Origin of the sequence: Variovorax robiniae, from assembly GCF_037889955.1 — a bacterium.
Lineage (GTDB): Bacteria > Pseudomonadota > Gammaproteobacteria > Burkholderiales > Burkholderiaceae_C > Variovorax > Variovorax robiniae.
In genome coordinates this window covers 204,442-228,892 of the sequence record NZ_JBBKZS010000008.1, presented here as the reverse complement: position 1 = coordinate 228,892, position 24,451 = coordinate 204,442, and the positions used below count along the sequence as shown (strand labels likewise).

The following is a 24,451-nucleotide window of genomic DNA, read 5'->3' as shown; positions in this document are numbered from 1 at the left end:
TTGCCGGGCGTCAGTTCGAGGCCTTGGCGGCAGGCTGCGCCTTGTTCGACAGGCCCCAGACATAGGACGCGACGACCTTGATCTGCGCCTCGGTCAGCCGGCCTTCCTGTGCCGGCATCACGTTGTGCTTGCCGCCGTTGATCATCGCGATGATCGCTTCCTGGCCAAAGCCATGCAGCCATACCTTGTCATTGAGCGCGGGTGCGCCGAGCGCCTGGTTGCCGACACCGCCGATGCCGTGGCACGCGGCGCAGGCCGTGAACTTGGACTTGCCGAGCGCCGCGCGCACCGAATCGGTCGAACTGCCCGAAAGGCTCAACACGTACTGCGCCAGGTTGCGTACGTCGTCCGCCCCGCCCACCGCCGCGCCAAGTGGCGGCATGACGCCGACGCGGCCCTTGGTGATGGTTTCGATGATCTTGTCGGGCGTGCCGCCGTACAGCCAGTCGGTGTCGGTGAGGTTCGGGAATCCCTTGCTGCCGCGCGCGTCGGAGCCGTGGCACAGCGCGCAGTTGTTCATGAAGATGCGCTCGCCGATAGCCATGGCACGTGCTTCGCCGGCAATCGCTTCCACCGGCATCGCCGTGTAGGCCGCATAGACCGGCGCCAGTTCCTTGTCGGCCTGCGCGACCTCGGCCTGGTACTGCCCGGAAGCGCTCCAGCCGAACTTGCCGTCGTAGGCGCCCAGCCCCGGGTAGAACGCGAGGTAGACCAGGCCGAAGACGATGGTGATGACGAACAGGCCCACCCACCACAGCGGCAGCGGGTTGTTGGCCTCGCGCAGGTCCACGTCCCACACATGGCCGGTGGTGTTGTCGTCGCTGGACACCACGCGCTTGCGCGCGGTCAGCCACAGCAGCAAGGCGCAGGCGAGGATGCTCACCACGGAGGCCGCGGCCACGTAGTTGGCCCAGAAGTTGTTGATGAAGTCGCTCATGGCATGCCTCCTTCAGTCCTGCTCGAAGGGCAGGCGTGCGGCTTCTTCGAATCGCTCCGTGTTGCGGCGCGAAAAGGCCCAGGCCAGGATGCCGATGAAGACGAGGAAGCAGGCGACGGTGGCAGCGATGCGCAAGGTGGTGAGGTCCATGGTTCTTGCTCCTTCACTTGAGCGCAAGGCCCAGGGATTGCAGGTAGGCGACCGTCGCATCCATCTCGGTCTTGCCCTCGACCTCCTTCGCGGCCGCGGCGATCTCCGCGTCCGTGTACGGCACGCCGACCCGGCGCAGTGCGCGCATGTGAGCGGGCAGCGATTGCGCATCGACCAGGTTCTTCTCCAGCCACGGATAGGCCGGCATGTTCGACTCCGGCACCAGGTCACGTGGCTGGTTCAGGTGGATGCGGTGCCACTCGTCGCTGTACTTGCCGCCGACCCGGTGCAGGTCGGGCCCGGTGCGCTTGCTGCCCCACTGGAAGGGATGGTCGTAGACGAACTCACCGGCCACCGAGTAGTGCCCGTAGCGCAGCGTCTCCGAGCGGAAGGGGCGAATCATCTGCGAGTGGCAGCCGTAGCAGCCTTCGCGCAGGTAGACGTCGCGTCCCGCCAGTTGCAGCGCCGTGTAGGGCTTGAGCCCCTGGATCGGCTCGGTGGTCGACTTCTGGAAGAACAGCGGCACGATCTCCACCGCGCCGCCGATGGCGACGACCAGCAGGATCAGCACGATCATCAGGAGGTTGTTGGTCTCCACCTTCTCATGGGTGAAACCGGTGGCTGGGTTCGAATTGGAAGACATGGCGTTGCCTCAAGCGTGAGCCGGTGCGAGCGGCGGGATCTGCGCGCGGGCGGAGATGCCCGTGATGGCCGTCATCCAGACGTTCCAGGCCATGACCAGCATGCCGCCCAGGTACAGCAGGCCGCCGAGCAGGCGCACCACGTAGAACGGAAAGGTCGCCTTCACGCCCTCGACGAAGGTGTAGGTCAGCGTGCCGTCCGTATTGATGGAGCGCCACATCATTCCCTGCATGACCCCGGCGATCCACATCGCGGCGATGTAGAGCACCACGCCGATGGTGGCGATCCAGAAATGCGCCTCGATCGCCTTCACGCTGTACATCTCGGTGCGGCCGTACATGCGCGGGATCAGGTAGTACAGCGCGCCCATCGTGATGAAGCCGACCCAGCCCAGCGCGCCGCCGTGCACGTGGGCGATGCCCCAGTCGGTGTAGTGGCTGAGTGCATTGACGGACTTGATCGACATCATCGGCCCTTCGAAAGTGGCGATGCCGTAGAAGGACAGCGCGACGATTAGGAAGCGCAGGATCGGGTCGGTGCGCAGCTTGTCCCAGGCACCCGACAGCGTCATGACGCCGTTGATCATGCCGCCCCAGCTCGGCGCCAGCAGGATCAGCGAGAACACCATGCCCAGCGACTGCGTCCAGTCGGGCAAGGCGGTGTAGTGCAGGTGGTGCGGCCCCGCCCACATGTAGGTGAAGATCAGCGCCCAGAAGTGCACGATCGACAGCCGGTACGAATACACCGGCCGGTCGGCCTGCTTGGGGATGTAGTAGTACATCATCCCGAGGAAGCCCGCCGTGAGGAAGAAGCCCACCGCGTTGTGGCCGTACCACCACTGCACCATCGCGTCCTGCACGCCGGCATACATCGAGTAGCTCTTCATCCAGGTCGCGGGCATCGTCATGCCGTTGACGATGTGCAGCAGCGCCACCGCGATGATGAAGGCACCGTAGAACCAGTTGGCCACGTAGATGTGGCGAACCTTGCGCATGCCGATGGTGCCGAAGAACACGATGGCATAGGCCACCCACACCACGGCGATGAGGAGGGTGATGGGCCACTCCAGCTCGGCGTATTCCTTGCCGCGCGTGAAGCCCATCGGCAGGCTGATGGCCGCGGCGACGATCACTGCCTGCCAGCCCCAGAACACGAAGGACGCCAGCTTCGGTGCGAACAGCCGGACCTGGCAGGTGCGCTGCACCACATGGAAGCTGGTCGCCATCAGGGCGCAGCCGCCGAAGGCGAAGATCACCGCGTTGGTGTGCAACGGCCGCAGGCGTCCATAGCTCAGCCACGGAATGCCGAGGTTGAGGTCCGGCCATGCCAGTTGCGCGGCGATGACCACGCCGACCAGCATGCCGACGACGCCCCACACCACGGACATCAGGGCGAATTGCGTCACCACGGTATCGCTGTAGACCGCGGCGGGCGGGTTGTTGTGTTCCATCGTGGACCCCTCTTCTTGTGTGAACTCACGCAGTGTCCGGGGCTGCCTCGCGCGCCCCCTTGATGCAGATCAATCGTTGTGCAGGATTCGCTGGCCCTCGGCCTCGACGTCCTCGAACTGGCCACGGTCCACGGCCCACCAGAGGCCGACCAGGATCAGCAGTACCAGCACGACCGAGAGCGGGATGAGCAGGAACAGGATGTCCATCAAGCCCCTCCTTCGCCGTGGCGCGCCAGGCGCGCCGCATTGAGCACGACCACGAGCGAGCTGGCGGCCATGCCCAGGCCGGCCAGCCATGCGGGCAGCATGCCGGCCGCCGCCAGCGGCACGCACAGCGCGTTGTAGCCCGCGGCCCACCACAGGTTCTGGCGGACCACGCGCATCGTCCGCTTCGCCTGCGCGCGGGCCGCGGGAATGGCCTCGAGCTCCCCGCCCATCACGATGAAATCGGCCCGTGCCTGGGCCAGCGGCACGGCATTGCCGAAGGCGAAGGAGGCGTTGGCGCGGGCCAGCACCGGGCCGTCGTTCAGGCCGTCGCCCACCATCGCGACGCCGTGCTCCTGCTCCTGCAAGGCCTTCATGAAAGCCAGCTTGGCTTCAGGCGTGCAGTCGCCCTGCACGCTCTCGATGCCGACGCGCTGTGCGACGGCGCTCGCCGCCGCGGCACGGTCACCGGACAGCAGGTGGACGGACACCCCCTGCGAGCGCAGTGCATCGATCGCCGCGTTCGCATCAGTCCGCACGTTCTCCTCGAGGACAAAGCTGGCCAGCCATCCTTGCGCGTCGGCCAGGTGGACCTGGGACGCATGCTCGCCCAGCGGCGGCACGCCGCAGAACGAAGCGGAGCCCAGCCACATGCGGCACGGGCCCGCGTCGCTCCCTTGATCGGTCATCCAGGCGTCCACGCCCATGCCCACCTGCTCGAATGCTTGCGAGACCTGCCACGGCGACGCCGGGTGCGGCGTGGCATTCCATGCCTCGACGATCGCGCGCGCGGCGGGATGCAGCGACTGGACCGCCATCGCGGCGGCGCAATCCAGCACCTCGGCGACCCGCCAGCCCTGGCGACAAGCGATGCGCCCGATGCGCGGGGTGTCCAGGGTCAGCGTGCCCGTCTTGTCGAACACCACGGTGTCTGCGCCCGCCAGGCCTTCCAGGCCCTGGAGATTGCGCACCAGCACGCCGCGCCGGGCCAGCATGCCCGCGCTGGCCAGCATCGCCGCCGGCGTGGCCAGCGAGAGCGCGCACGGACACGTGACGACCAGCACCGCCACGGCGGCCATCAGCGCCTTGCCATGGTCCACCGGCCACCAGAAGGCACCGGTCGCCACCGCCGCGCACAGGACGAACAGCAGGAACGGCCGCGCCGCGCGATCGGCCATCGCGGCCAGCCGGGGCTTGTGCAGCGAGGCGCTTTCCATCAGCGCCACGATCTGCGCGAAACGCGTGCCCTGCCCCACCGACTCCACGCGCACCTGCACCGTCGACGACAGGTTGTGGCTGCCGGCCAGCACGCGCTCTCCCAGGCCGCGCACGACCGGATGCGATTCACCGGTGAGCAGCGCCTCGTCAGCCGTGGTGCTGCCGAGGCTGATCACGCCATCGGCCGGAAAGCGCTCCCCGGGCCGCACACGGACCACGTCGCCGGGCAGCAGGCGCCGCACGGCCACGGTCTCGAAGGCGCCGGTGATGGTCAGCCGCTCGGCACTGTCGGGCTGGCGGTTCATCAGCGCCTCCAGCGCACCCGCGGTGCGCCCGCGCAGGCGCGTCTCGAGCCAGCGGCCGGTGAGCAGGAAGAACACGAACATCGTGAGCGAGTCGAAGTACACCTCGCCACCCAAGGGGCCCGACGGGTCGAAGGTTGCGGCGCTGCTCACGGCGAAGGTGATGGCGATGCCGAGCGCCACAGGCAGGTCCATGCCGATGCGCAATCCCTTCATGTCGCGCAACGCCGCGGCGAAGAAAGGTTTGCACGAGAACAGCAGCACCGGGAGGGTCAGCACCCACGACGCCCATCGCAACAGTTGCGCCGCATCGAGAGACATGTCGCCCGGCCGCGCGACGTACGCGGGGTACGCGTACATCATCACCTGCATCATGCAAAGGCCGGCCACCAGCCAGCGCCACAGCGCGAGCCGCCCCTCGCGCAGGCGCCGTTCGCGCACGAAGGTGTCGCCCGCGGGCACGAAGCGGTAACCCGCGACCTCGCCGGCACGGAACCAGGTCGAGGGCCGCACCTGCGCGGCCGACCACACGATGCGTGCGCGCCGGGTCGCCGCATTGACCTCGGCACTGACCAGCCCCGGCACTCGCGCCAGGGCGGCCTCGACGGCCGCCGCGCACCCGGCACAACGCACGCCGTCGACCACCACATGCGACTCCCAGCGCCCCTCGACCGGATCGCCGCCCAGCAGCCGGCTGTACGCCGGCCATTCGGCAGGATCGTCCAGCACCGCCTCCACTTCGCGCGCCCGGGCCGCGGGGAATCCGTCGGGTCCGGTGGTTTCGAACGAAATGGCGGCAGCTTGCATCCTGCGAGGCTAGGCGCATCCATGCGGCACCACCTTGATCTGTGTCAACCCTCCGCGTAACCGGATGCCTAGGCTTGCTCCATCAACACCAGGAGCACCCGATCATGTTCAAGCGCATCCTCGTCGCCACCGACGGCTCGACACTTTCGAAGAAGGCGGTCCACAGCGCCATTTCCCTTGCGGCCGGGAACGAGGCCGAGTTGGTGGCCGTCACCGTCGTGCCCCGCTATCCGAAGAACTATTTCGAGGGGGCGATGGCCTTCTCGCCGGATGACATCGCGCGCATCGAAGGCGAATGGGCGGAAAAGGCCCAGGGCAAGCTGGAATCGATCAGCGAACTCGCCAGGGCGGCGGGCGTGCGGATCAAGACCACCGCGCCGAGTTCGGACAGCGTGGCCGAAGCGCTGATCGCAGCGGCGAAGAAGTACAAGTGCGACCTGATCGTGATGGCCTCGCACGGCCGCAAGGGCATCAAGCGGCTGCTGCTCGGCAGCGAGACGCAGCATGTGCTGACGCATTCGGCGCTGCCGGTGCTCGTGCTTCGCTAGACCCCGCCGCGACGGGCGCGAAGCTCGTCACGGCAGCATGCGCTGCAGTTCCCTTTCACGGTCGAGGAACTGGTGCTTCAGGGCACCGAGCACATGCAGCGCGAACATCACGTACAGCACGTTGCCGATCCACATGTGCGCCAGGCCGAACAGGTCATGCAGCCGCTCCTTCGCCACCGGTTCGATGGCCATGATCCAGCCGATGCGCGGCCATTCGAACAGGCCGAAGTACTGCATCGGATGCGTCGCCGCATCCTTCCAGGCCGAGTCGTGCATCCAGCCTGATAGCGGCAGCATGAACATCAGCAGGTACAGCACGCCGTGCGCCGCATGCGCGGCCAGGCGCTCCAGCCGCCCATAGGTGCCGGGCATCGGCGGGGGCTTGTGCGTGGCGCGCCAGAGCACGCGCAGGATGGCGAGCCCCAGGACGGTGATGCCGATCGACTTGTGCGTGTCGATGGCCGGGCGCACCCACTCGTCGCGCAGGCTTTCGGCGGTCAGGCCCAGGATGACGTTCACCACCATCAGCGCGGCCACCAGCCAGTGCAGGATGATGGCCGGCTTCGTGTATTTGTCGGGAATGGAGGGCATGCGGAATTTTTCGGGGTGGGCGGAGTCTGTCAGCATTGTCCCGGGTTGCGCGGTCGCTGAAACCAAGTCCTTGCGGCTTGCGTACCCACTTGAAGTCATCGGATCCGCTTTTGAAAGACTCCCTCCAGCGCGCATTTGCAGCGGCCTCCCCGAGGCTCACGCCACCTCCCACGCCCGCACTCAGCGTGCTGATCCACAGCGGCGTGCTGCTGCTGTGGATCGGCCTGTTCAGCATGGCCTTCATGGCCGGCGGCGTGTGGAGCTGGTCGGTCGGCGTGGCCTATGTGGCCTATGACACGGCCTTGCTGCTGTTCACCGCCTGGGCCACCCTGCCCATCCTCCGCGCGAAAACCCGGGTCGCGATGAGCGCGCCGCCCTGCACGGTCGGCGTGATCGTCGCGTCGCACAACGAGGCCGCCGTGCTGCCTGTCACACTCGGCGCCCTGCTCGCGCAGACCGATGCGCCCGACCAGATCGTGATCGCCGACGACGGCTCCACCGACGGCACCGCCGAACTTCTGCAGACCCGCTACGGCCTCATCGCGCCCGCGCTCGGCGAGATCAGCACGGCCAGCGCGTTGTATCCGTCGCTGTATTGGCTGCGCCTGCCCCACGGCGGCAAGGCCCGCGCGCTGAACGCGGCGATGCTCTGCATCCGCACCGACACCGTGCTCACCGTCGACGGCGACACGCTGCTCGACGACAAGGCCATCGCCGCGGTGCGCCGCGCCTTCTCGGAAGAACCCTCCCTGGTCGCGGCCACCGGCGTCATCACGCCGGTCTGCAGCCGCAGCCTGGGCGGGCGCTGCTTCCAGTGGTTCCAGACCTACGAATACATCCGCAACTTCCTCTCGCGCTATGCGTGGATGCGGCTCAACGGCCTGCTGCTCATCTCCGGCGCCTTCGCCGGCTTCCGGCTCGATGCCGTGCGTGCCGTCGGCGGCTTCGACCCCGATTGCCTGGTCGAGGACTACGAACTCATCCACCGCCTGCACCGCTACGCGCAAGCCCATGGCCTGCCGTGGCGCGTGCGCGTGCTCGGCGATGCGCAGGCGCACACCGATGCGCCGAGCAGCGTGCCGGCCTTCCTGCGCCAGCGACGGCGCTGGTTCGGCGGCTTCCTGCAGACGCAGTACCTGTACCGCGCGATGGTGGGCGACCGGCGCTACGGATGGCTCGGCACGCTGATGCTGCCGGTGAAGGCGATCGACACGCTGCAACCGCTGTACGGCCTGGCCGCGTTCTTCCTGCTGCTGGTCTACATGGTGCGCGGAAACCTCGGCGTGCTGGCGCCCGTGGCCGGCGTGATCGGCGCGAAGATCGTGCTGGACCTGGCCTTTCACCTGTGGTCGGTGTTCCTCTATCGGCGCTGGATCGGCAAGCATGGCGAGGCCGGGCTGTTCCAGGCCTTCATGGCCGCGCTGGTCGAGCCCTTCAGCTTCCAGATCCTGCGGCACACGGGGGCGGCGATGGGGTGGTGGGTGTTCTTGAGCGGCAACCGTTCATGGGGTCGGCAATCGCGCGCCGGCCTGGGCGCACGCGACGAAGACAGCGAGGCCTGAGCCGCGAGGACGTCGTTCCGTCACATTCCTGAGACCCCGGCCCGATGGCCGATTGACGCGCCGCCCCTCGCCGGCATCATCTGCCGCTTCAACGCGAGGAGACCAACATGACCGCTGAAGAAGAACGCAACGTGGAGATCCTCCGCGAAGGCTATCGCCTCTGGCACGAATCCCGGGCCGAGAGTTCGGACTATTGGATGAAGTTGATGGCGGACGACGTTCACTGGCGTTCGCTCGGTGGCGGCGCGGCAGGCTCGGAGTTCACGCGCGAATGCAGCGGCAAGCCCCTGGTGCAGAAGTACTTCGAGGAAATGGGGAGCCAGTGGGAGATGCTGGGCTACGACGCCAATGAGTTCATTGCGCAAGGGGACCGGGTCGTAATGCTGGGCGCGTGCCGCTGGAGGCACCGCAAGACCGGCAAGGTCGTGGATTCGCCGAAGGCCGATGTGCTGCGGATGCGGGATGGCAAGCTCGTCGATTTCATGGAGTTCTACGACACGGCCCAGGCGATCGCGGCAACGACTTGAAGCGCACGCAAGCATCCGCATGCTGCCAATGCATGGCCCCGAAGATGTGGCCGGCGCACTTCAGCCGCGCAATCGGCGACGACGCGGCCGTCATGCACTTCTGGAGCCGCCCGACGCAGCGCAACTCACTGCGCCGTGACGTTGGTGACCTTCATCATCTTCTCTGTCAGCGCAATCTCCGATTCGAGGCTTTGCGCGTACTCCTCGGACTTGCTGGCCACGACGGCGGCGCCGTTGGCTTCGAGCTTCGCACGGACCGCGGGGTCGACCAGCGCCTTCTGCAGCGCGTCGGAAACGCGTTGCACGATGGGTGACGGCGTGCCCGCCGGCAATGAGAGGCCGCCATAGGACACCAGGGTCACACCGGGTATGCCCGCTTCCGCAAGCGTGGGAACTTCGGGCAGTCGCGGATTGCGCGTAGGCGCCGTCACCGCCAGCGCCTTCAGCTTGCCGCCGGCAATGTGGGGCAGCGACACCGAACTGATCGTGAGCGCGAAATCCACCTGCTTGCCCAGCACGGCATTCGCCGATTCCGATGCGCCCTTGTACGGTACGTGAAGCGCCTGTGTCCCGGTCGTCTTGAGGATGAGCTCCGCGCCCATGTGCGCCGGGGTACCCACGCCGCCGGATGCATAGGACAACTTTCCGGGCTGCTGCCGCATGCGCTCGACAAGATCCTTGGCGTCGCGGATGCCGGAATCCGCCGCCACCACCAGCACCACGTCGGAGCGCGTGATCCCGCCCACATGGATGAAGTCCTTCATCACGTCATAGCCGGGCTTGCGGTACATGCGCATGTTGGTGGCCATGGGCGTGGCGGAGTAGACCCATGTGTAGCCATCGGCCGGCGCGCGGGCCGCGAGTTGCGCACCCAGGTTGCCAGCCGCGCCGCCCTTGTTTTCGACCACCACCGGCTGCTTGAGGATTCGCGACATCGCCTCGGCGGTGATGCGCACGGTGATGTCGGGGGCTGTGCCGGCGAGGTAGGGCACGACCCATTTGATCGGTCGCGCCGGGTACTCTTGTGCCAGCGCCGCACTGTGCAGTGCGAGGCCGGCGGCGGCCAGCAACAGGCCGCGTCGCGTGAGTGTCTGCATGCTTGTCTCCTGATTTGTTGTTCAGCGCACTGCCTGGCCGAGCAGCTCGCGGGCAATGGTGTTGCGCTGGATTTCGCTGGTGCCGGTCAGCACGCGGTACATGCGCAGCAGCCGGAAGAGGAATTCGACGCGGCTTCCCTGCACGATGCCTTCACCGCCATGCACCTGCACGGCACGATCGGCGATGCGAAAGGCGGTCTCCGAGCAGAACAGCTTCGCCATCGAGGCATCGGCACGCGCCTCGCCGCCTGCATCCAGGCTGCGCGCCACGCTGAGCATGAGTGCGCGCGCGGCGGCAAGTTCGGTCGCCATGTCGGCCAGCAGGTGCTGCACCGCCTGGAAGGCGCCGATGGGCTGCCCGAACTGGCGCCGCCTGGTGGCATGCGCGAGCGAATCCTCCAATGCCAACCGGGCCAGCCCGAGCATTGCAGGGCAGTGCAGGAGGCGGTTGACGGTGATGCGTCCCAGGGCCAGTGCCAGTCCGCGGCCACGCTCGCCGATCTGGTTGGTGGCCGGAATGCGGCAGTCGGTCAGGACGATGTTGCCGGTGTGGGACTGGCCCGCCATGGTCTTGTAGCCTGCATCGACGCGAAAGCCTTCGCGATCGCGCTCGACGAAGAAGGCGGTGGCCTCGCGTACCGCCGGATCTTCGCTGGTCGAGCAGATGATCACTGCGAAGTCGCAGAAAGGAGAGCCCGAAATGAAGCGCTTGGTTCCGTTCAGCACGAAGCTGTCACCGTCGCGCACGGCGCGCGTCTGCAATGCGCCGGCATCCGATCCTGCCTCGGGCTCGGTGATCGCGAAGCAGATTGCCTTCTCGGCGCGTGCCACCGGCAGGATGAAGCGCTCCATTTGATCCGGCGTCGCCTGCCTGGCCAGCGCGCCCACGCGCGGCGGTCCCGTCAGCTCACCGAGGATGTGCGGTGCGAAGGGGGAGCCGCTGGCGTAGATGAACTCCTTGATCAGCACGTGGTCGACGATGTCGAAGCCGGCGCCGCCCAGTGCCTTGGGCAGCGTCATGCCGTAGAAGCCGAGGTCGCGCGAACGCTTCCACACCCGCTCCAGCAGTTCGCGTGGCGCGCCGTTCTCGGAGGTGATGTGGTGCTCGGCGGCGAGCGGCTGCAACTCTTCGCGTAGAAAGGCGTCGAGTCGGGCGATGAAATCTCGCGCGGCGTCGGAGCCTTCGAAAGGCGGCAGCGGCATCCGCAGGGCCAGGTGGGTGGTGTTCATGTCCATGCGGGCTCCTCAGTTCACGCGCCGCTCGCGGCCACGCCAATAGTGTTCACGCACGTCCTTGCGCGAGAGCTTGCCGTTGCCGTTCTTCGGCAGGTGCGGCACGAAGTCGACCGAGCGCGGCCGCTTGAAGTCCGCCAGCCGGCCGCGGCAGAAGTCCATGATCTCGCCGTCATCCACCCGGGCGCCTTCTCGCAGGACGACGACCGCCTTGACCGTCTCGCCCCAGCGGTCGTCGGGCACACCGACGACACAGACCTCGTAGATCGCAGGATGCTGGGCCAGCACCGACTCGATCTCGCTCGGGTAGACGTTGAAGCCGCCGGAGACCAGCATCTCCTTCTTGCGGTCGACGATGTAGATGTAGCCCTGCGCGTCCATGCGCGCGAGGTCGCCGGTCCGCAGCCATCCGTCGGCATCCAGCGCCTGTGCGGTCTGCTCGGGCGCGCGCCAGTAGCCGGCGAAGACGTCGGGGCCGCGCACGCAGATCTCGCCGATGGCATCGCCGTTGACGGGCTGGCCAGCATCGTCCAGCACCTGGACATCCGACTCGCAGATCGGACGCCCGCACGCCGACAGCAGCGCGTCCCTGCCGCCCTCGATGGCCGCCGCATGGTCGGCGATGCCAAGGCCTACCACACCGCCCGTGGTCTCGCCAGCGCCGTAGCCTTGCGCCAGCACGGGGCCGAAGGCAGCCCAGGCCTCGCGAATGCGTGCCGGCGACATTGGGGCCGCGCCATAGCTCAGCAGGCGCAGGCTGGACAGGTCGCGCGAGCGAAGGCTCGGCTCGGCCAGCAGCGCGTAGATCATGGCGGGGACCAGGAAAGCCATGGTGACACGGTGCTTCTCGATGGCCTCGAGGTACTCGGCGGGGCGAAAGCCCTCCATCAACAGGATGGTTGCACCCTGGAACAGCATCGGCTGGATGAACATGCCGCTGGCGTGCGTGATCGGGCCGGACAGCATGAGCACGTCGCCCGCTGTGGCGTGCATGCGGCCCATGACGTTCTTGCGCAGCGAGGCGTAGCGGTTGCCAACCGTCTGCATGGCGGCTTTGAGCTTGCCGGTTGAACCGGAGGTGTAGTGCAGTACGGCCAACTCTTCCGGCCGCATCTCCTCGTGCAGGTGCTTATCGGGCGAGCCGGCCAGGAGGTCTTCATACGAAAGCCAGCCGCCTTCTTCGTTCGCGGGTCCGGGCTCGAAGGCAATCCGGTGCGCCAGGCACGGCAGGCTGGCGGAAGCCTCTTCGACCATGCGCCGGTGTTCGGGTCCGGCAAGGCAGGCCACAGGCTCGGCGTTGGCGAGCGCGTCCGCCAGTTCCTGCGGCGCAAGCCGCGAGTTGAGTGCGACCTTCACGAGGCCGGCCTTGTAGAGCGCGCATTCCAGTTCCACGATTTCCGGCCGATTGGGCGACACCACGGCCACGCGGTCGCCGCGCCGCAGGCCCAGCGCCTTGAGGGCGTGGGCGAGCCGGTTGGAGCGCAGTTCAAGATCACGGTAAGTGAGCGCGCCGTCGCGGAACAGTACGGCGGGACGCTCCGCCCACTGGCGGGCGCCGCGCGCGAGATACATGCCGAGGTTCATGACTGGCGCTCCGATCTGCAAGGGCTGTGGTTCATCGGTTGTCTCCTGAAGTGATGCGGAAGTCTAGGAAGCGGTGCCCTTCCTGCGGATAATCAATCGCCGCTCTCCGATAACGCCGCGTTATCGCAGCGGCCATGCCCGTGTGCGACGGGAAGCCTCACGGAGTAGCGCCATGGCCCTGCGGCTGGACGACATCGATTACTTCCTGGCCGTGGCCCGGCACGGGCAAGTGCGCCGCGCTGCCGCGGCCTTGGGTCTGTCACAGCCCGCGCTGACCAAGGGCCTGCAGCGGCTGGAGAAGGAGCTGGGCTTTCCACTGTTCGAGCGAGGCGCGCGCGGCATGACGCTCACGCCGGTGGCCGATCAGTTCCGCCAACGGACGCAGACGCTGCGCGCGAGCCTGGGCGATGCCATAAAGGAAGCCGCGGACCTGCACCTGGGCGCGATGGGCACGTTGCGCGTGGGCGTGTCACCGCTCTACGCGGATCGCTTGTTGGTGCCGGCCTTCCTGCAGTTGCACCAGCAGCGCCCCGCCGCACGGCTGCGCCTGATGATCAATCTGAACGACACGCTGCTTGCCGCGCTGCGTCTGGGCGACCTGGACCTCAGCATCAACGCGATCCCGCGCACCTTGCCCGATGACCTGCAGGCGCTGACGCTCATGAAGGACGACCTCTGCATGGTCGTGCGCGAAGGCCACCCTCTGCTGTCACGCCGACGTGTGCGCTTGCAAGATCTGGCGGACGCGCAGTGGATGCTGCCCGGTCCCGACGTGGCTGCCCGCCGCGGGGTCGAGGCAAGGTTGGTGGAGGCCGGTCTTCCGCCTCCGCGGGTTGCGGTCGAGGTGAGCAACACGGCCGCGCCGCTGAGCCGGCTGCTTGCGCACAGCGATCTGGTGGCGCTCATGAGCGAAGCCAACCTGGCAGGCCCGAGTGGTGAGGGCTTCGCGCCGCTACCCTTCGCGGAGGCCCGCTTCACGCGGGCCATCGGCGCGGTCACGCGCAAGAATCACGTGCTTTCGCCGCTGGCGCTGCGCTTTCTTGAAATCCTGAAAGAGGGGGCCCAGTGACGGTTGCCTGACTGCAAGCGGGTCATCGTGCAGGCTGAAAACCTCAAGCGTTCGCCGCCGCCCCGAACCGGTAGCTCGACACCACCAGGCCGCCCATGAAGGCGTCCTCGTGGTACACGCGCACACCCTCCTCCGCTTCGGCCGCGCCGACGGCAACCATGAGCGGAATCAGATGCTCCTCGCGCGGATGCGCCGCGCGGGCCGACGGCGCTGTGGCCCAATTGGCGAGTTGTTCCGCACGCTTGGCCGGTGCGCCCTCCACCACGGCCTCTTCGAGCCAGTCGTCGAAAGCCTTCGACACGCCATGCGCCTGCGGCCCGAAGTTGCGCAGGTTGTGATAGCTCAGCCCGCTGCCGATGATGAGCACGTCCTCGTCGCGCAGTGGCGCCAGCGCACGACCGAGCGCGACGTGCTCGGCCGGGTCGAGGCCGCGACGCAGCGACAGTTGCACCATCGGCACCTCCGCATCCGGATAGATCGCCGCCATCGGCGAGAAGGCCCCATGGTCGAAGCCGCGTTCGGCGTCGATAGCGGCCGGCAGCCCCGCGCCTTCGATCAACTGCTTCACGCGCAACGCCAGGTCCGGCGCACCCGGCGCGTCGTAGTGGACCTGGTAGGTGTGGGCGGGAAAGCCGCCGTAGTCATAGATCATCGGCGGCTTCGGATTCGCCTGCACCGTGAAAGCCGGCTCCTCCCAGTGCGCCGACACCATGAGGATGGCGCGCGGCTTGCGGCCGATCTGCCGCGGCATGTCGGCCAGCGAGGCCTCGAGCCGGGTGTAGGCGTTGCCCATCTCCTTCTTCATCCAGGGCCAGGGGCCGCCGCCATGCGAGATGAAGTAGGTGGGCAGGCGCGAATTCGTGGTGGGGGTGGTCATGTCGTGAATCTCCGTTTCATCGAATGTAGTGATTTCCCTTGCAGAATTCGAGAGCCACGGATTCAATGATTCATTTCTCGACAGGAAACCATCGATGGACCGCCTGACCAGCCTGCGCGTCTTCCGCGAGGTTGTCGACGCGGGCAGCTTTGCCGCGGCGGCGGAGCGCCTGGCCATCTCCGCGCCCATGGCCAGCAAGCATGTGGCGCAATTGGAGAAGACGCTCGGCGCACGCCTGCTGAACCGATCGAGCCGACACCTGAGCCTGACGGAAGCCGGCACCACCTGGTATGCGCAGAGCAGCCAGGCGCTGGACCTGCTGGACGCGGCGCAAGCCTCGATCGGCCAGCGCGACGAAATACCGCGCGGCCAGCTCAAAGTCAGCGCGCCGGTCTGGTGCGCCACGCCGCGCTTCGCCCGCCTGCTGGCCGAATACCGCGAGCGCTGCCCGGATGTGCTGGTCGACATGCACCTGGAGAACCGCAAGGTCGATCTCGCGGCGGACGGCTACGACCTGGCGTTGCGCGCCACCCATGAGCCTTCGCCGGCGCTGATTGCCAGGCCGCTGTGCAAGGTGCAGTTCCACCTGGTGGCCGCGACGGCGCTGGTCAAGCGCGTCGGCACGCCCGCCGTGCCCGCGGACCTTGCGCGGCTCGGCGCCATCGTGCCGAGCTACGTCAACATCGAAGGGCTGTCGCTCAAGGCCGCGGGCGGTCGGCAGGCGCCGTTGCGCTTGGCGCCAGTGATGCGCTCCGACGACACCACGCTGAGCCTGTACGCGGTGCGCGCCGGCATGGGCATGGCCTTCCTGCCCGAATGGCTGGTCGATGACGACCTCGCGCAAGGGCTGCTCACGCGCCTGGTGCCCGACTTCACCGCACCGGCGGTGACCCTTTTCGCGGTGTACACGAGCCGGCAATACATGGCGCCCAAGCTGCGCAGCTTCATCGACTTTCTTGCGGAGCGCTTGTCGTGATGTCCCAGGCTCTGTACAAAAGGGCGAAGGAAATCGACACTGCGCGGCCTCATTGCCACTCGAGGACATTGCATTGAATCCCGCCGACCCCAGCCGCACGGCCCTTGCCACTTCCATGATGCGTGCCGTGCATTCGCGCACGGCACCCAAGCCCTTGCTCGACGACCGCTGGGCAGACCGTCTTGTTCCGGACACCGTGCGATCGGCTTTTCTCCAGGCGGCCCTGGCACGCATGGAACCGGAAGCGCGCGCCAAGGTTGAAGCGCTGGGCGATGCGGCGCTGGACATCGGGCTGCGCGCCAATGCGGCCTACGCGGACGTCATCCTCAGGTCGCGCTATTCGGAGGACGCGCTGGCGGCGGCGATTCGCAACGGAATCGACCAATATGTCATCGTCGGTGCGGGCTTCGACAGCTTTGCGCTGCGCCAACTCGCCTATGCAGAAGGCTTGGCGATCTTCGAGATCGACCATCCCGCCACACAAGGCATGAAGCGGCGGCGGCTGGCCGAGACCGGCATCTCCGCACCCGACAACCTGCACTTCATCGCCGCGGACCTGGCGAGCGAAAGCCTCGACGCGGCGCTGGCGAGATCGTCGTTCGACCCCGGCCGTCCCAGCTTCTTCTCGTGGCTCGGTGTCACGATGTACCTCCCGCGCGAGGCCAACCTCGCGACGCTGCGCGCGATCGCCTCGTGTGCGGCGGCCGGCAGCGAGCTGGTCTTCACCTATGTGGACAGCGCGGTCTTCTCGCCCGCGTTCGCGGGCAGCGAATCGTTCGAGAGGCTGCGGGCGTCCGTCGCGTCGATCGGCGAGGCATTCCTGTCAGGCTTCGACCCGGCAACGCTCGCGGATGAGCTTCGAGAATGCGGCCTGGTCCTGCTGGAAGACCTGAGTGGCGACCAGACGACGGCGCGGTACGACAAGGACGGTGTCAACGGCCTGCGCTCCAGCGGGGCGGCGCACATCGCGCATGCGCGGGTTGTTGGTGGGGCCCCTTCGGCACCGGGCTGAACAGGCCCCGGTGAGGCAAGGGAAGCCGCGTTGCTTCATGGACGCGCGGTAGCGGCCTTCGGCATCAGCCGCTTGATGCGCTGGCGCAACAGCGCGGGCGGCACGGTCATCTGCATCATCTGCATGCAGCGCTCCAGCCGGCCTTCGCGAGCAAGAAGCTTCAGGATCGCTCGCGCCAGGTCGGTGTCGATGCTGCTGCCGTATGCGTTCATCGCTTTCTCCCGCGCCAGCTTCAGCAACTTCGCACCCGGCTGCATCATCGCGAGGTCGATCAGGTCGCGGCTGAAGACCGCGTCGTCCGCCCATCGGTCGGAGTTGGCGAGCAGCTTGCTCGTCGCCATGTCGAGCGGAGACAAGGTCGCCACGCCGCATAGCATGTCGTCAGGGCCGGGTGGCGTCAATGCGATGCGCGCCTCCAGGATGATCTCGAACTTGATGGCAGCGCCGTCGATACCGACAGCCGTGCGAATGCCGTACTGGTCCGCACGCACCTCCCGCAACTGGTTCAGCGAAGCGCCCTTGCGTGTGATGCCGGCAAGCCCGTCCTTGCCGGTGAGGCGCTGCCGCAGCGCGCGATAGCCCTCGATCTCGGAGACGAGGAAGTCGATGTCCACCGACTCGCGATATTCGCCATAGCGCAACGCCATGGCGGTGCCGCCACCGAACAGGCAGCCGTTTGCCAACAGCAAAGGACCATCGAGCGACGCCAGTACTGCGGCGACGCGGGCGTGGTGCGGGCGCTCAAACAAGCAACTTCCCCTTGCCCACCGTGCGGACCAGCGCATCGATCAAGGCGCGCTCGCTGGCCTGCAACTGTGACGAATCGACGTGCCGCCAGTTGCGCTCGTACAAGCCCAATGCTTCTCCAGGCGTCAACTCGGTGGCGCCCGGAACATGCCAAGCCAACTGCTTCAACTGCGGATAGTCGGCAAGCTGGATGCGCCGGACTTTCCTCGCGCGCACCGCTGCGGGATCAACCGCCACTTCCTGCGCCCCATCGCCGCCGTTGACTACGTGAATCTTCATGCCCAGCGCGGCCATCGCATTGGCATACGCACCCATGGTGACCGAGGGCTCGCCGCATTCGATGCGATGCAAGGTCACGCGGGACAAACCAGCCGCTTCGGAGGCCGTGATGGCGCTGACGCGAAGGTCTTTGCGCCGCTGGCGGATGCGCGCCCCCAACGCGCCGAGGACATCGGCAGCATCTGCTTTCGGCATGGGAGCTTTGGCGGGCATGACGTTTCTCATTTTATTCGATTTTCGATTATTGAACATAATGAGAAACATCTCTTGTGCCAATGCCTTGCAAAAGCCAAGGTTCCGTGCAGGGCTCAAAATCACGTCCCGCACGACAGCCGTGTCGCACCCAGGAGCCGACTCCCCTTGTTCCGCCTTTTCGAAAAACTCCTCCACCCCTACCCGCCCTCCGAGCCGACGCTGCCGCCTTCCGGCTTCTTCGCCTTCGTCTGGGCCTGCACGGAGGGCGTGCGCGGCAAGATCCTCGCGATGGCCCTGCTCACAGCGGCCATGTCCTCCTTCGAGGCCTTGCTCTTCGCCATGCTCGGCCGCATCGTCGACTGGCTCGGCGGGCAGGATCCGGCGCGGCTGTGGCAGGAGCGCGGCGTCACGCTGATGTGGCTGGGCTTTGCGCTCATCGCGAGCATCGGCGTGGTGGCGCTGCAGACCATCGTCAAGCACCAGACGCTGGCGGTGAACCTGCCGATGCGCCTGCGCTGGAACTTCCACCGTCTCATGCTCGGCCAGAGCATGGCCTTCTACCAGGACGAATTCGCCGGCCGCATCACGGCCAAGGTCATGCAGACCGCGCTGGCCGTGCGCGACACCATCTTTGTGCTGGCCGACGTGCTGGTGGCGATGGCGGTGTACGTCGCCACGCTGATCGTGCTGGCGGCCGTGCTCGACCGGCAACTGATGCTGCCCTTCATCGCGTGGCTGCTGCTGTACGTGGTGCAGCTCTGGTTCTTCGTGCCCCGGCTCGGCCAGATCGGCAAGGCGCAGGCCGATGCGCGCGCGATGATGACCGGCCGTGTGACCGACGCCTATACCAACATCGCCACCGTCAAGCTGTTCTCGCACACGCACCGCGAGGCCGGCTTCGCGCGCTCCGCGATGCAGGACTTCATCGTGACCGGCTACGGCCAGATGCGGCTGGTGAGCGCCTTCGAGATCAGCAACCACATCCTGAGCATGGGCCTGACAGCGGCGATGGCTGGCACCGGCCTGTGGCTGTGGTCGCAGGGAAGCGTGGGCATCGGCGCGGTCGCGGCGTCGACCGCGATGGCCTTGCGCCTGCAAGGCATGTCGCACTGGATCATGTGGGAGATGACCAGCCTGTTCGAGAACATCGGCACCGTGCAGGACGGCATGAAGACGCTCTCGCGGCCGCGCAGCGTGCTCGATGCGCCCGATGCCGTCGCGCTCGACGTGCCGCGCGGCGAGGTGCGCTTCGACCATGCCGTGTTCCGCTACGGCACGCCCGCGGAAAAGGGCCGCAACGTGATCGACGACATGAACCTGGTCGTGGCGCCCGGCGAGAAGATCGGCCTGGTCGGCCGCTCCGGCGCCGGCAAGTCCACGCTGGTCAACCTGCTGCTGCGCTTCCATGACCTGCAGGGCGGGCGCATCCTGATCGACGGGCAGGACATCGCGCATGTCACGCAGGATTCGCTGCGCGCGCACATCGGCATGGTGACGCAGGACACTTCGCTGATGCACCGCTCGGTGGCCGACAACATTTCCTACGGCCGGCCCGATGCGAGCGCCGCGGCCGTCCGCGCAGCGGCGCAGCGTGCCGAGGCGCACGACTTCATCCAGACACTGAGCGATGCCAGCGGCCGGCACGGCTACGACGCCCATGTGGGCGAGCGCGGCGTGAAGCTCTCCGGCGGCCAGCGGCAACGCATCGCCATCGCGCGCGTGATGCTGAAGGACGCGCCCATCCTGCTGCTCGACGAGGCCACCAGCGCGCTGGACTCGGAGGTCGAGGCCGCGATCCAGGCCAGCCTCTATCGGCTCATGGAAGGCAAGACCGTGATCGCGATCGCGCACCGGCTCTCCACCATCGCGGCGATGGACCGGCTCATCGTGCTCGACGAAGGCCGCATCGTCGAGCAAGGCGACCACAAGACGCTGCTGGCACAAGGCGGGCTCTACGCGCGGCTGTGGGCGCACCAGAGCGGCGGTTTCCTGGGCGAACTGGACGAGGAGGAGGCAGCGGAAGCGGCCTGATTCCTACACCACGCGACCACGCCCGCCGACAGCCTTGCCCTGCCCTGGGTCCAATACTGGAAACACCTTAAACAGAGGAGTCCTCCGTGAATTCCATCATCTATATCGTCGGGCTGGTCGTTGTCGTGGTTGCAGTGCTTTCCTTCTTCGGCATGCGCTGACCGGACGAGACCCCGCCATCAAGGCGGCATTCAACGGGCTGCCTTGGCAGCCCTTTTCCATGGCGCATCGACGGGCATAATTTCAGCGCTCTGACAAGCTGTTGCCCGAGGGACGCTATTGAACACCGCACTGCGCGAAACCGATTGGCTGTTGAAGGACGCGGTGGTCACCGAGGCGGTGCAGCTCATCGAGCAGACCGGGCCGCTCGACGACGCCGCGGCCATGCGCGAGGCGACCCTCGCCAAGGCATCAAGCACATCCCGCATCACGCACCGCGCCAACGTCCTCGGCGAGCGCATCGGGCTCCAGGCCGAACTGCTGCGTGCATGGCACTGGGCGCCTTGGGTCGGCTTGGGACTGGTGATACTGGTTGTGATGGCTGGACTGTCCCTGGCCGGCAATGTCGTCGGCGGCAGCGAGCGCCGCATCAACATCATGGTCGCGCTGGTGAGCCTGCTGGGCGTGCACCTGCTGACGCTGCTGCTCTGGCTTGCGGGGCTGGTGCTCCCGCTGACCTCTTTCAACACCTCTCTCGGATGGCTGTGGATGGCGTTGACCGCACGCGTCGCGGGCGGCAAGCGCGGCCAGGCGCCCGTTCTGTTGCGCGCGGCCACGCAGTTGCTCGGGCGAGCGCGGCTGGTGCCGTGGGCCTTCGGCTTCGTGAGCCATTGCATCTGGGCGCTGTCCTTCGCGGCAGTGCTGGGCGCCCTGCTCTTCGCGCTGGCCTTTCGGAGCTATACGCTGAGTTGGGAAACGACGATCCTCGAGCCCGGCTTCTTCGTCAACGGCGTGAAGTGGCTGGGCTGGGCGCCAGGCCTGCTGGGCTTTCCGGTGCCGGACGCATCCACCGTTCTGGCGCCCATCGCCGGCCCGGCCGAGCAGCGCGATTGGGCCTTGTGGCTCACCGGCTGCATCGTGACCTATGGGCTGCTGCCGCGCATCTTCTTCGCGGTCGTGAGCGCGCTGGTGTGGCAGCGCCGCAAGCGTCACCTGCGGCCCGACCTCGCGCAACCGTACTACGTCAAGCTGCTCGCGCGCCTGGAGGCGATGGCGCCGGCCAGCATCGTCGATGGCGACCCGGGCTTCGTGCGGGGCCAGTCGCCTGTCGGGCTGGGTGCCGGAGAGACCAGCGACAAGCAGGTGCTTGTCGGTTTCGAGTTGCCGGAAGAAACGCCATGGCCGCCCGCCGGACTTCCGCCCTCCATCGCGCCGGTGCTGCATGTCGACGGCAGCGCCGGCCAACGTCATGCCGTACTCGCCACCATCGGCCGGCTGCGCCCGCGCACCTTGCTGATGGCCTGCCACGCCGCATCGAGCCCCGACCGTGGCACCGAACGATTGCTGCGCGAATTGCTCACCCACTGCGGTGAATGCCGCCTGTGGCTGATGAGTGGCGACGAAGCGGCACGCGGGCGCTGGCGGCGCTGGCTCGGCGACGTGGGCCTGGACCGCATCAAGGCCTGTGACGACCTTGCGGCGACACTGGCGAGTCCATGAACGACACCAGCATCCGCATCGCCGTCGTCGGCCACACCAACGCCGGCAAGACCTCGCTGCTGCGCACGCTCACGCGCCGCATCCATTTCGGCGAAGTGTCGGAGCGCCCCGGCACCACGCGCCATGTCGAGAAGATCGCGCTCGAAGTGGCCGGCCGCGCGGCCGTCACGTTCCTCGACACGCCGGGCCTGGAAGATGCGGTGAGCCTGCGCGAGCACCTCACGGCCTTCGCCGCCAGCGCGGCGACCCCGCCCGATCGCATCCGCGCCTTCCTGCAAGGCCCGGAGGCGCATGGCGCCTTCGAGCAGGAGGCCAAGGTGCTGCGCGCCATGCTCGATGTGGACGCGGCCTTCCTCGTGATCGACGTGCGCGAGCCGGTACTGCCCAAGTTCCGTGCCGAGATCGAGTTGCTGAACTCCTGCGCCCGGCCGGTGCTGCCGGTGCTGAACTTCGTGCGCAGCGACGCCAGCCGCGAGCCCGCCTGGCGCGAACTGCTCTCCGCCTATGGCCTGCATGCCGTGGTGCGCTTCGACGCCGCCGCGCCCTTCGTCGGCGCCGAACGCGCGCTCTACGAAGACTTGGGCACGTTGCTGCGCGACCGGCGTGAACAACTGACCCGCATCGTCGCCTCGCTGGCGGCCGAGACCACCGAACGCCGCAGCGCCGCCGCGGCGCGCATCGCGGAACTGGTGGTCGACGTGAGCGCCTTGCGCCGCACCGTGCCGTCCGACGAATTCAACGACACCGTGCGCCGGCAGAAACTCATCGCCGACCTCCAGGCCACCGTCTCCACCAAGGCCCAGCGCTGCGCCGACGACCTGTTGGCGCTCTACGGCTTCCGCGAAGGCGATGCCGACGAGGCGCCGCTGCCCCAACTCGCTGGCCGCTGGAGCATGGACTTCTTCAGCGCCGAGGCGATGAAGGATGCCGGCGTGCGCCTGGGCAAGGGCGCGGCGGTTGGCGCGGCCGTCGGCGTGGTGGCGGACATGGCATTGGCCGGCCTGTCGCTGGGCGCGGCCACGGCCCTCGGCGCGACCATCGGTGGCGCGCTGTCGCAGGGCTTCGGCCCGATGGGCCGCAAGCTGATCAACCTGATGAACGACGTGCAGGAACTGACCGTGGAAGACCGCGTGCTGCAGGTGCTCGTGGCCTGGCTGCTCGCATTGGTCCATGCGCTCGAGCAGCGCGGCCACGCCGCCACCGGTCGCATCGCCGCCTCCGCCGACCCGCAGGCCGAGCCCTTCATCGGGCATCGCCTCGAAGCCATCGTCGAAGCGGCCGAGCCGGCGCGCGGCCACCCCGACTGGGAAGCCGGCCTCACCACGCACTGGTTCGCCCCCACGGAACGCCGGGAACTGGTCGACGAGGTGGCGCGCGCCGTGCGTCCGGCCATCGACCGCGCTTGAGCTTGATGAAGGAGCACACCGTGATGAAGGAAGACCTTGGCGACGTGACCGCACCCGGCACGCTGCGCTTCGAACGCCTGTTGCCCGTGGGCATCGACCGTGCGTGGGCCCACCTGGTCGAGCCGGAGTTGCGCGCCCATTGGCTGGCCGGCGGCGCCATGGGCGCGCAGCCTGGCGATGCCTTCGATCTGTTGTTCGACCACACCGCGCTCAGCGGCGAACAGGCGCCCGAGCGCTTCAGGCAATTTCGCGTCCCGGTGACGCAAGCTTCGCGCGTGCTGCAATACGAGGGACCGCATCTGCTGGTACTGGCCTGGGGCGGCGGCACCGATTCGCCGCCGTCCGAAGCGAGATTCGAACTCGCGTCGCAAGGCGACAAGCAGACCTCGCTGCGCCTGACACACAGCGGCCTGGCCAACGCGGCAGAAATGCGAGACGTGGCCGCCGGCTGGCATGCGCATCTGGGCGTGCTGCTCGACGTGCTGGACGGCCGCATCCCGCGCCCCTTCTGGTCGCACCTGGACAAGGCCGCGGCCGAATACGACCAACGAATCACCGACTGAAATCAACTGGCATGGAAGACGCTCTCCCCCACCCGCTCGTCATCGTCAAGACAGGCGACACCTTCGATGACCTGCGCAACGACCGCGGCGACTTCGAGCACTGGATTGCCGAGGGCCTCGGCGACACGCGCCTGCCGGTGGTGGTGCTCGACCCGCGCCGCGGCGATACGCTGCCCGGACCCGCGCAACTCTCGGCCGTGGTGCTGTCCGGGTCGCATTCGATGGTGTCGCACCGTGAGGACTGGAGCGAGGCGACAGCCACATGGCTGGCCGACGTGGTGCACCAGGGCAAGCCCGTGCTCGGCATCTGCTACGGCCACCAGTTGCTGGCCCATTCGCTCGGCGGCGAGGCCGACGACCATCCCGGCGGCCTGGAGATCGGCACGGTGACCGTGTCCCTCACCGACGCGTCCGCCGACGATCCGCTGTTCCACGACATGCCGCGCGAGTTCCCGGCCAACGTCGTGCATCGCCAGAGCGCCTTGCGACTGCCACCCGGCGCGGTGCGCCTCGCGGGCAATGCCTTCGAACCCCACCAGGCCTTCCGCTTTGGCGAGCGCGCCTGGGGCGTGCAATTCCATCCCGAATTCGACGCCGCCGCCATGCGCGGCTACGTGGATGCGCTGGCCGACGACCTGCGCGCCGAAGGCGCCGATCCCGACGCACTACGCGACAAGGTCCAGCCCACGCCATCCGCCGCGCAACTGCTGGGCCGCTTCGCCCAATTGGCCGAAGCGCACGATGCCGCGGCGGCCAGCTTGCGTTAAGGTGCGTCAGTTCCCCCG

The 24,451-nt window shown here is 67.5% G+C and carries 24 protein-coding genes; 11 read left to right on the top strand and 13 right to left on the bottom strand.

The genetic code is table 11. The features are described from left to right. Window positions 1-10 precede the first annotated feature (10 nt). The 6 genes from ccoP to WKW79_RS19960 all read right to left on the bottom strand — a co-directional run bounded on the left by ccoP (window position 11) and on the right by WKW79_RS19960 (window position 5,710). On the bottom strand, window positions 11-937 hold the full coding sequence (gene ccoP, locus WKW79_RS19985; protein WP_340336937.1) for a cytochrome-c oxidase, cbb3-type subunit III: 927 nt from the start codon (window positions 935-937) through the stop codon (window positions 11-13). Between the two features lie 12 nt (window positions 938-949). After that, window positions 950-1,087, bottom strand: a complete 138-nt coding sequence (locus WKW79_RS19980) for a cbb3-type cytochrome oxidase subunit 3 (protein WP_340336936.1) — start codon at window positions 1,085-1,087, stop codon at window positions 950-952. 13 nt (window positions 1,088-1,100) lie between these two features. Next, the gene (ccoO, locus tag WKW79_RS19975) at window positions 1,101-1,730 is read right to left on the bottom strand and encodes a cytochrome-c oxidase, cbb3-type subunit II (RefSeq protein ID WP_340336935.1); all 630 of its coding nucleotides are present in this window, start codon (window positions 1,728-1,730) and stop codon (window positions 1,101-1,103) included. A 9-nt stretch (window positions 1,731-1,739) separates the two neighbouring features. Next, a complete protein-coding gene (gene ccoN, locus WKW79_RS19970; RefSeq protein ID WP_340336934.1) occupies window positions 1,740-3,179 on the bottom strand; it encodes a cytochrome-c oxidase, cbb3-type subunit I in 1,440 nt (479 codons plus the stop codon). A gap of 69 nt (window positions 3,180-3,248) precedes the next feature. Then, window positions 3,249-3,386, bottom strand: a complete 138-nt coding sequence (ccoS, locus tag WKW79_RS19965) for a cbb3-type cytochrome oxidase assembly protein CcoS (protein ID WP_340336933.1) — start codon at window positions 3,384-3,386, stop codon at window positions 3,249-3,251. Beyond that, window positions 3,386-5,710, bottom strand: coding sequence for a heavy metal translocating P-type ATPase (locus WKW79_RS19960; protein ID WP_340336932.1), 2,325 nt, complete (start codon window positions 5,708-5,710; stop codon window positions 3,386-3,388). The genes ccoS and WKW79_RS19960 overlap by 1 nt, the downstream gene beginning before the upstream one ends. Before the next feature lie 104 nt (window positions 5,711-5,814). Between WKW79_RS19960 and WKW79_RS19955 the strand changes: the two genes are divergently transcribed. Beyond that, window positions 5,815-6,258, top strand: a complete 444-nt coding sequence (locus WKW79_RS19955) for a universal stress protein (protein ID WP_340336931.1) — start codon at window positions 5,815-5,817, stop codon at window positions 6,256-6,258. 27 nt (window positions 6,259-6,285) lie between these two features. Here the strand turns inward: WKW79_RS19955 and WKW79_RS19950 are convergent, their stop codons facing one another. Continuing rightward, window positions 6,286-6,849 (bottom strand): cytochrome b, encoded by a 564-nt coding sequence (locus WKW79_RS19950; protein WP_340336930.1) that lies wholly within the window; start codon window positions 6,847-6,849, stop codon window positions 6,286-6,288. Window positions 6,850-6,959: 110 nt separating this feature from the next. On the opposite strand from WKW79_RS19950, the gene WKW79_RS19945 reads away from it, so the two are divergent. Together WKW79_RS19945 and WKW79_RS19940 are read left to right on the top strand one after the other, a co-directional pair. Beyond that, window positions 6,960-8,411, top strand: a complete 1,452-nt coding sequence (locus WKW79_RS19945) for a glycosyltransferase family 2 protein (protein WP_340336929.1) — start codon at window positions 6,960-6,962, stop codon at window positions 8,409-8,411. Between the two features lie 107 nt (window positions 8,412-8,518). Beyond that, window positions 8,519-8,938, top strand: a complete 420-nt coding sequence (locus tag WKW79_RS19940) for a nuclear transport factor 2 family protein (RefSeq protein WP_340336928.1) — start codon at window positions 8,519-8,521, stop codon at window positions 8,936-8,938. A 125-nt stretch (window positions 8,939-9,063) separates the two neighbouring features. On the opposite strand, the gene WKW79_RS19935 is transcribed toward WKW79_RS19940, so the two are convergent. Genes WKW79_RS19935 through WKW79_RS19925 form a run of 3 tightly spaced genes read right to left on the bottom strand, consistent with a single transcriptional unit; the run spans window position 9,064 to window position 12,852 of the window. Beyond that, window positions 9,064-10,035: a tripartite tricarboxylate transporter substrate binding protein gene (locus WKW79_RS19935; protein ID WP_340336927.1), complete on the bottom strand. Its 972-nt coding sequence runs from the start codon at window positions 10,033-10,035 to the stop codon at window positions 9,064-9,066. Window positions 10,036-10,056: 21 nt separating this feature from the next. Next, window positions 10,057-11,265 carry an acyl-CoA dehydrogenase family protein gene (locus WKW79_RS19930; RefSeq protein WP_340336926.1) on the bottom strand — a complete coding sequence of 403 codons (1,209 nt, stop codon included), beginning with the start codon at window positions 11,263-11,265 and terminating at the stop codon, window positions 10,057-10,059. Between the two features lie 15 nt (window positions 11,266-11,280). Then, window positions 11,281-12,852: an AMP-binding protein gene (locus WKW79_RS19925; RefSeq protein WP_340336925.1), complete on the bottom strand. Its 1,572-nt coding sequence runs from the start codon at window positions 12,850-12,852 to the stop codon at window positions 11,281-11,283. 172 nt (window positions 12,853-13,024) lie between these two features. Between WKW79_RS19925 and WKW79_RS19920 the strand changes: the two genes are divergently transcribed. Further along, window positions 13,025-13,921 carry a LysR family transcriptional regulator gene (locus WKW79_RS19920; RefSeq protein WP_340336924.1) on the top strand — a complete coding sequence of 299 codons (897 nt, stop codon included), beginning with the start codon at window positions 13,025-13,027 and terminating at the stop codon, window positions 13,919-13,921. 43 nt (window positions 13,922-13,964) lie between these two features. Here the strand turns inward: WKW79_RS19920 and WKW79_RS19915 are convergent, their stop codons facing one another. Then, complete coding sequence (locus WKW79_RS19915; protein WP_340336923.1) at window positions 13,965-14,798, bottom strand: DODA-type extradiol aromatic ring-opening family dioxygenase; 834 nt, start codon at window positions 14,796-14,798, stop codon at window positions 13,965-13,967. A gap of 94 nt (window positions 14,799-14,892) precedes the next feature. On the opposite strand from WKW79_RS19915, the gene WKW79_RS19910 reads away from it, so the two are divergent. Together WKW79_RS19910 and WKW79_RS19905 are read left to right on the top strand one after the other, a co-directional pair. Then, on the top strand, window positions 14,893-15,774 hold the full coding sequence (locus WKW79_RS19910; RefSeq protein WP_340336922.1) for a LysR family transcriptional regulator: 882 nt from the start codon (window positions 14,893-14,895) through the stop codon (window positions 15,772-15,774). Window positions 15,775-15,847: 73 nt separating this feature from the next. Further along, a complete protein-coding gene (locus WKW79_RS19905) occupies window positions 15,848-16,786 on the top strand; it encodes a class I SAM-dependent methyltransferase (protein WP_340336921.1) in 939 nt (312 codons plus the stop codon). 35 nt (window positions 16,787-16,821) lie between these two features. Here the strand turns inward: WKW79_RS19905 and WKW79_RS19900 are convergent, their stop codons facing one another. Continuing rightward, window positions 16,822-17,535: a nucleotidyl transferase AbiEii/AbiGii toxin family protein gene (locus WKW79_RS19900; protein ID WP_340336920.1), complete on the bottom strand. Its 714-nt coding sequence runs from the start codon at window positions 17,533-17,535 to the stop codon at window positions 16,822-16,824. Then, the gene (locus tag WKW79_RS19895) at window positions 17,528-18,202 is read right to left on the bottom strand and encodes a helix-turn-helix domain-containing protein (protein ID WP_340336919.1); all 675 of its coding nucleotides are present in this window, start codon (window positions 18,200-18,202) and stop codon (window positions 17,528-17,530) included. Before WKW79_RS19895 ends, WKW79_RS19900 begins: the two co-directional genes overlap by 8 nt. Here WKW79_RS19895 and WKW79_RS19890 point away from each other — a divergent pair. The 5 genes from WKW79_RS19890 (at window position 18,173) to WKW79_RS19870 (ending at window position 24,433) form a co-directional block, all read left to right on the top strand. After that, complete coding sequence (locus WKW79_RS19890; protein WP_340336918.1) at window positions 18,173-20,038, top strand: ABC transporter ATP-binding protein; 1,866 nt, start codon at window positions 18,173-18,175, stop codon at window positions 20,036-20,038. The genes WKW79_RS19895 and WKW79_RS19890 overlap by 30 nt on opposite strands. A 279-nt stretch (window positions 20,039-20,317) precedes the next feature. Continuing rightward, window positions 20,318-21,697, top strand: a complete 1,380-nt coding sequence (locus tag WKW79_RS19885; protein ID WP_340336917.1) for a DUF2868 domain-containing protein — start codon at window positions 20,318-20,320, stop codon at window positions 21,695-21,697. Beyond that, window positions 21,694-23,103, top strand: a complete 1,410-nt coding sequence (locus WKW79_RS19880; RefSeq protein ID WP_340336916.1) for a GTPase/DUF3482 domain-containing protein — start codon at window positions 21,694-21,696, stop codon at window positions 23,101-23,103. Before WKW79_RS19885 ends, WKW79_RS19880 begins: the two co-directional genes overlap by 4 nt. 5 nt (window positions 23,104-23,108) lie before the next feature. Continuing rightward, entirely contained in the window at window positions 23,109-23,666 is a 558-nt protein-coding gene (locus WKW79_RS19875; RefSeq protein WP_340336915.1) for an SRPBCC family protein, read from the top strand. An 11-nt stretch (window positions 23,667-23,677) separates the two neighbouring features. Next, on the top strand, window positions 23,678-24,433 hold the full coding sequence (locus tag WKW79_RS19870) for a glutamine amidotransferase (protein ID WP_340336914.1): 756 nt from the start codon (window positions 23,678-23,680) through the stop codon (window positions 24,431-24,433). Window positions 24,434-24,451: the final 18 nt, after the last annotated feature.

What these genes read in the sequence shown, in the direction of transcription:
- ccoP (WP_340336937.1), bottom strand. Translation starts at nt 937, where the DNA reads ATGAGCGACTTCATCAACAACTTCTGGGCCAACTACGTGGCCGCGGCC.
- WKW79_RS19950 (WP_340336930.1), bottom strand. Translation starts at nt 6,849, where the DNA reads ATGCCCTCCATTCCCGACAAATACACGAAGCCGGCCATCATCCTGCAC.
- WKW79_RS19955 (WP_340336931.1), top strand. Translation starts at nt 5,815, where the DNA reads ATGTTCAAGCGCATCCTCGTCGCCACCGACGGCTCGACACTTTCGAAG.
- WKW79_RS19915 (WP_340336923.1), bottom strand. Translation starts at nt 14,798, where the DNA reads ATGACCACCCCCACCACGAATTCGCGCCTGCCCACCTACTTCATCTCG.
- WKW79_RS19870 (WP_340336914.1), top strand. Translation starts at nt 23,678, where the DNA reads ATGGAAGACGCTCTCCCCCACCCGCTCGTCATCGTCAAGACAGGCGAC.
- ccoS (WP_340336933.1), bottom strand. Translation starts at nt 3,386, where the DNA reads ATGGACATCCTGTTCCTGCTCATCCCGCTCTCGGTCGTGCTGGTACTG.
- WKW79_RS19930 (WP_340336926.1), bottom strand. Translation starts at nt 11,265, where the DNA reads ATGAACACCACCCACCTGGCCCTGCGGATGCCGCTGCCGCCTTTCGAA.
- WKW79_RS19980 (WP_340336936.1), bottom strand. Translation starts at nt 1,087, where the DNA reads ATGGACCTCACCACCTTGCGCATCGCTGCCACCGTCGCCTGCTTCCTC.
- WKW79_RS19940 (WP_340336928.1), top strand. Translation starts at nt 8,519, where the DNA reads ATGACCGCTGAAGAAGAACGCAACGTGGAGATCCTCCGCGAAGGCTAT.
- WKW79_RS19920 (WP_340336924.1), top strand. Translation starts at nt 13,025, where the DNA reads ATGGCCCTGCGGCTGGACGACATCGATTACTTCCTGGCCGTGGCCCGG.
- ccoO (WP_340336935.1), bottom strand. Translation starts at nt 1,730, where the DNA reads ATGTCTTCCAATTCGAACCCAGCCACCGGTTTCACCCATGAGAAGGTG.
- ccoN (WP_340336934.1), bottom strand. Translation starts at nt 3,179, where the DNA reads ATGGAACACAACAACCCGCCCGCCGCGGTCTACAGCGATACCGTGGTG.
- WKW79_RS19960 (WP_340336932.1), bottom strand. Translation starts at nt 5,710, where the DNA reads ATGCAAGCTGCCGCCATTTCGTTCGAAACCACCGGACCCGACGGATTC.
- WKW79_RS19875 (WP_340336915.1), top strand. Translation starts at nt 23,109, where the DNA reads ATGAAGGAGCACACCGTGATGAAGGAAGACCTTGGCGACGTGACCGCA.
- WKW79_RS19935 (WP_340336927.1), bottom strand. Translation starts at nt 10,035, where the DNA reads ATGCAGACACTCACGCGACGCGGCCTGTTGCTGGCCGCCGCCGGCCTC.
- WKW79_RS19880 (WP_340336916.1), top strand. Translation starts at nt 21,694, where the DNA reads ATGAACGACACCAGCATCCGCATCGCCGTCGTCGGCCACACCAACGCC.
- WKW79_RS19925 (WP_340336925.1), bottom strand. Translation starts at nt 12,852, where the DNA reads ATGAACCTCGGCATGTATCTCGCGCGCGGCGCCCGCCAGTGGGCGGAG.
- WKW79_RS19910 (WP_340336922.1), top strand. Translation starts at nt 14,893, where the DNA reads ATGGACCGCCTGACCAGCCTGCGCGTCTTCCGCGAGGTTGTCGACGCG.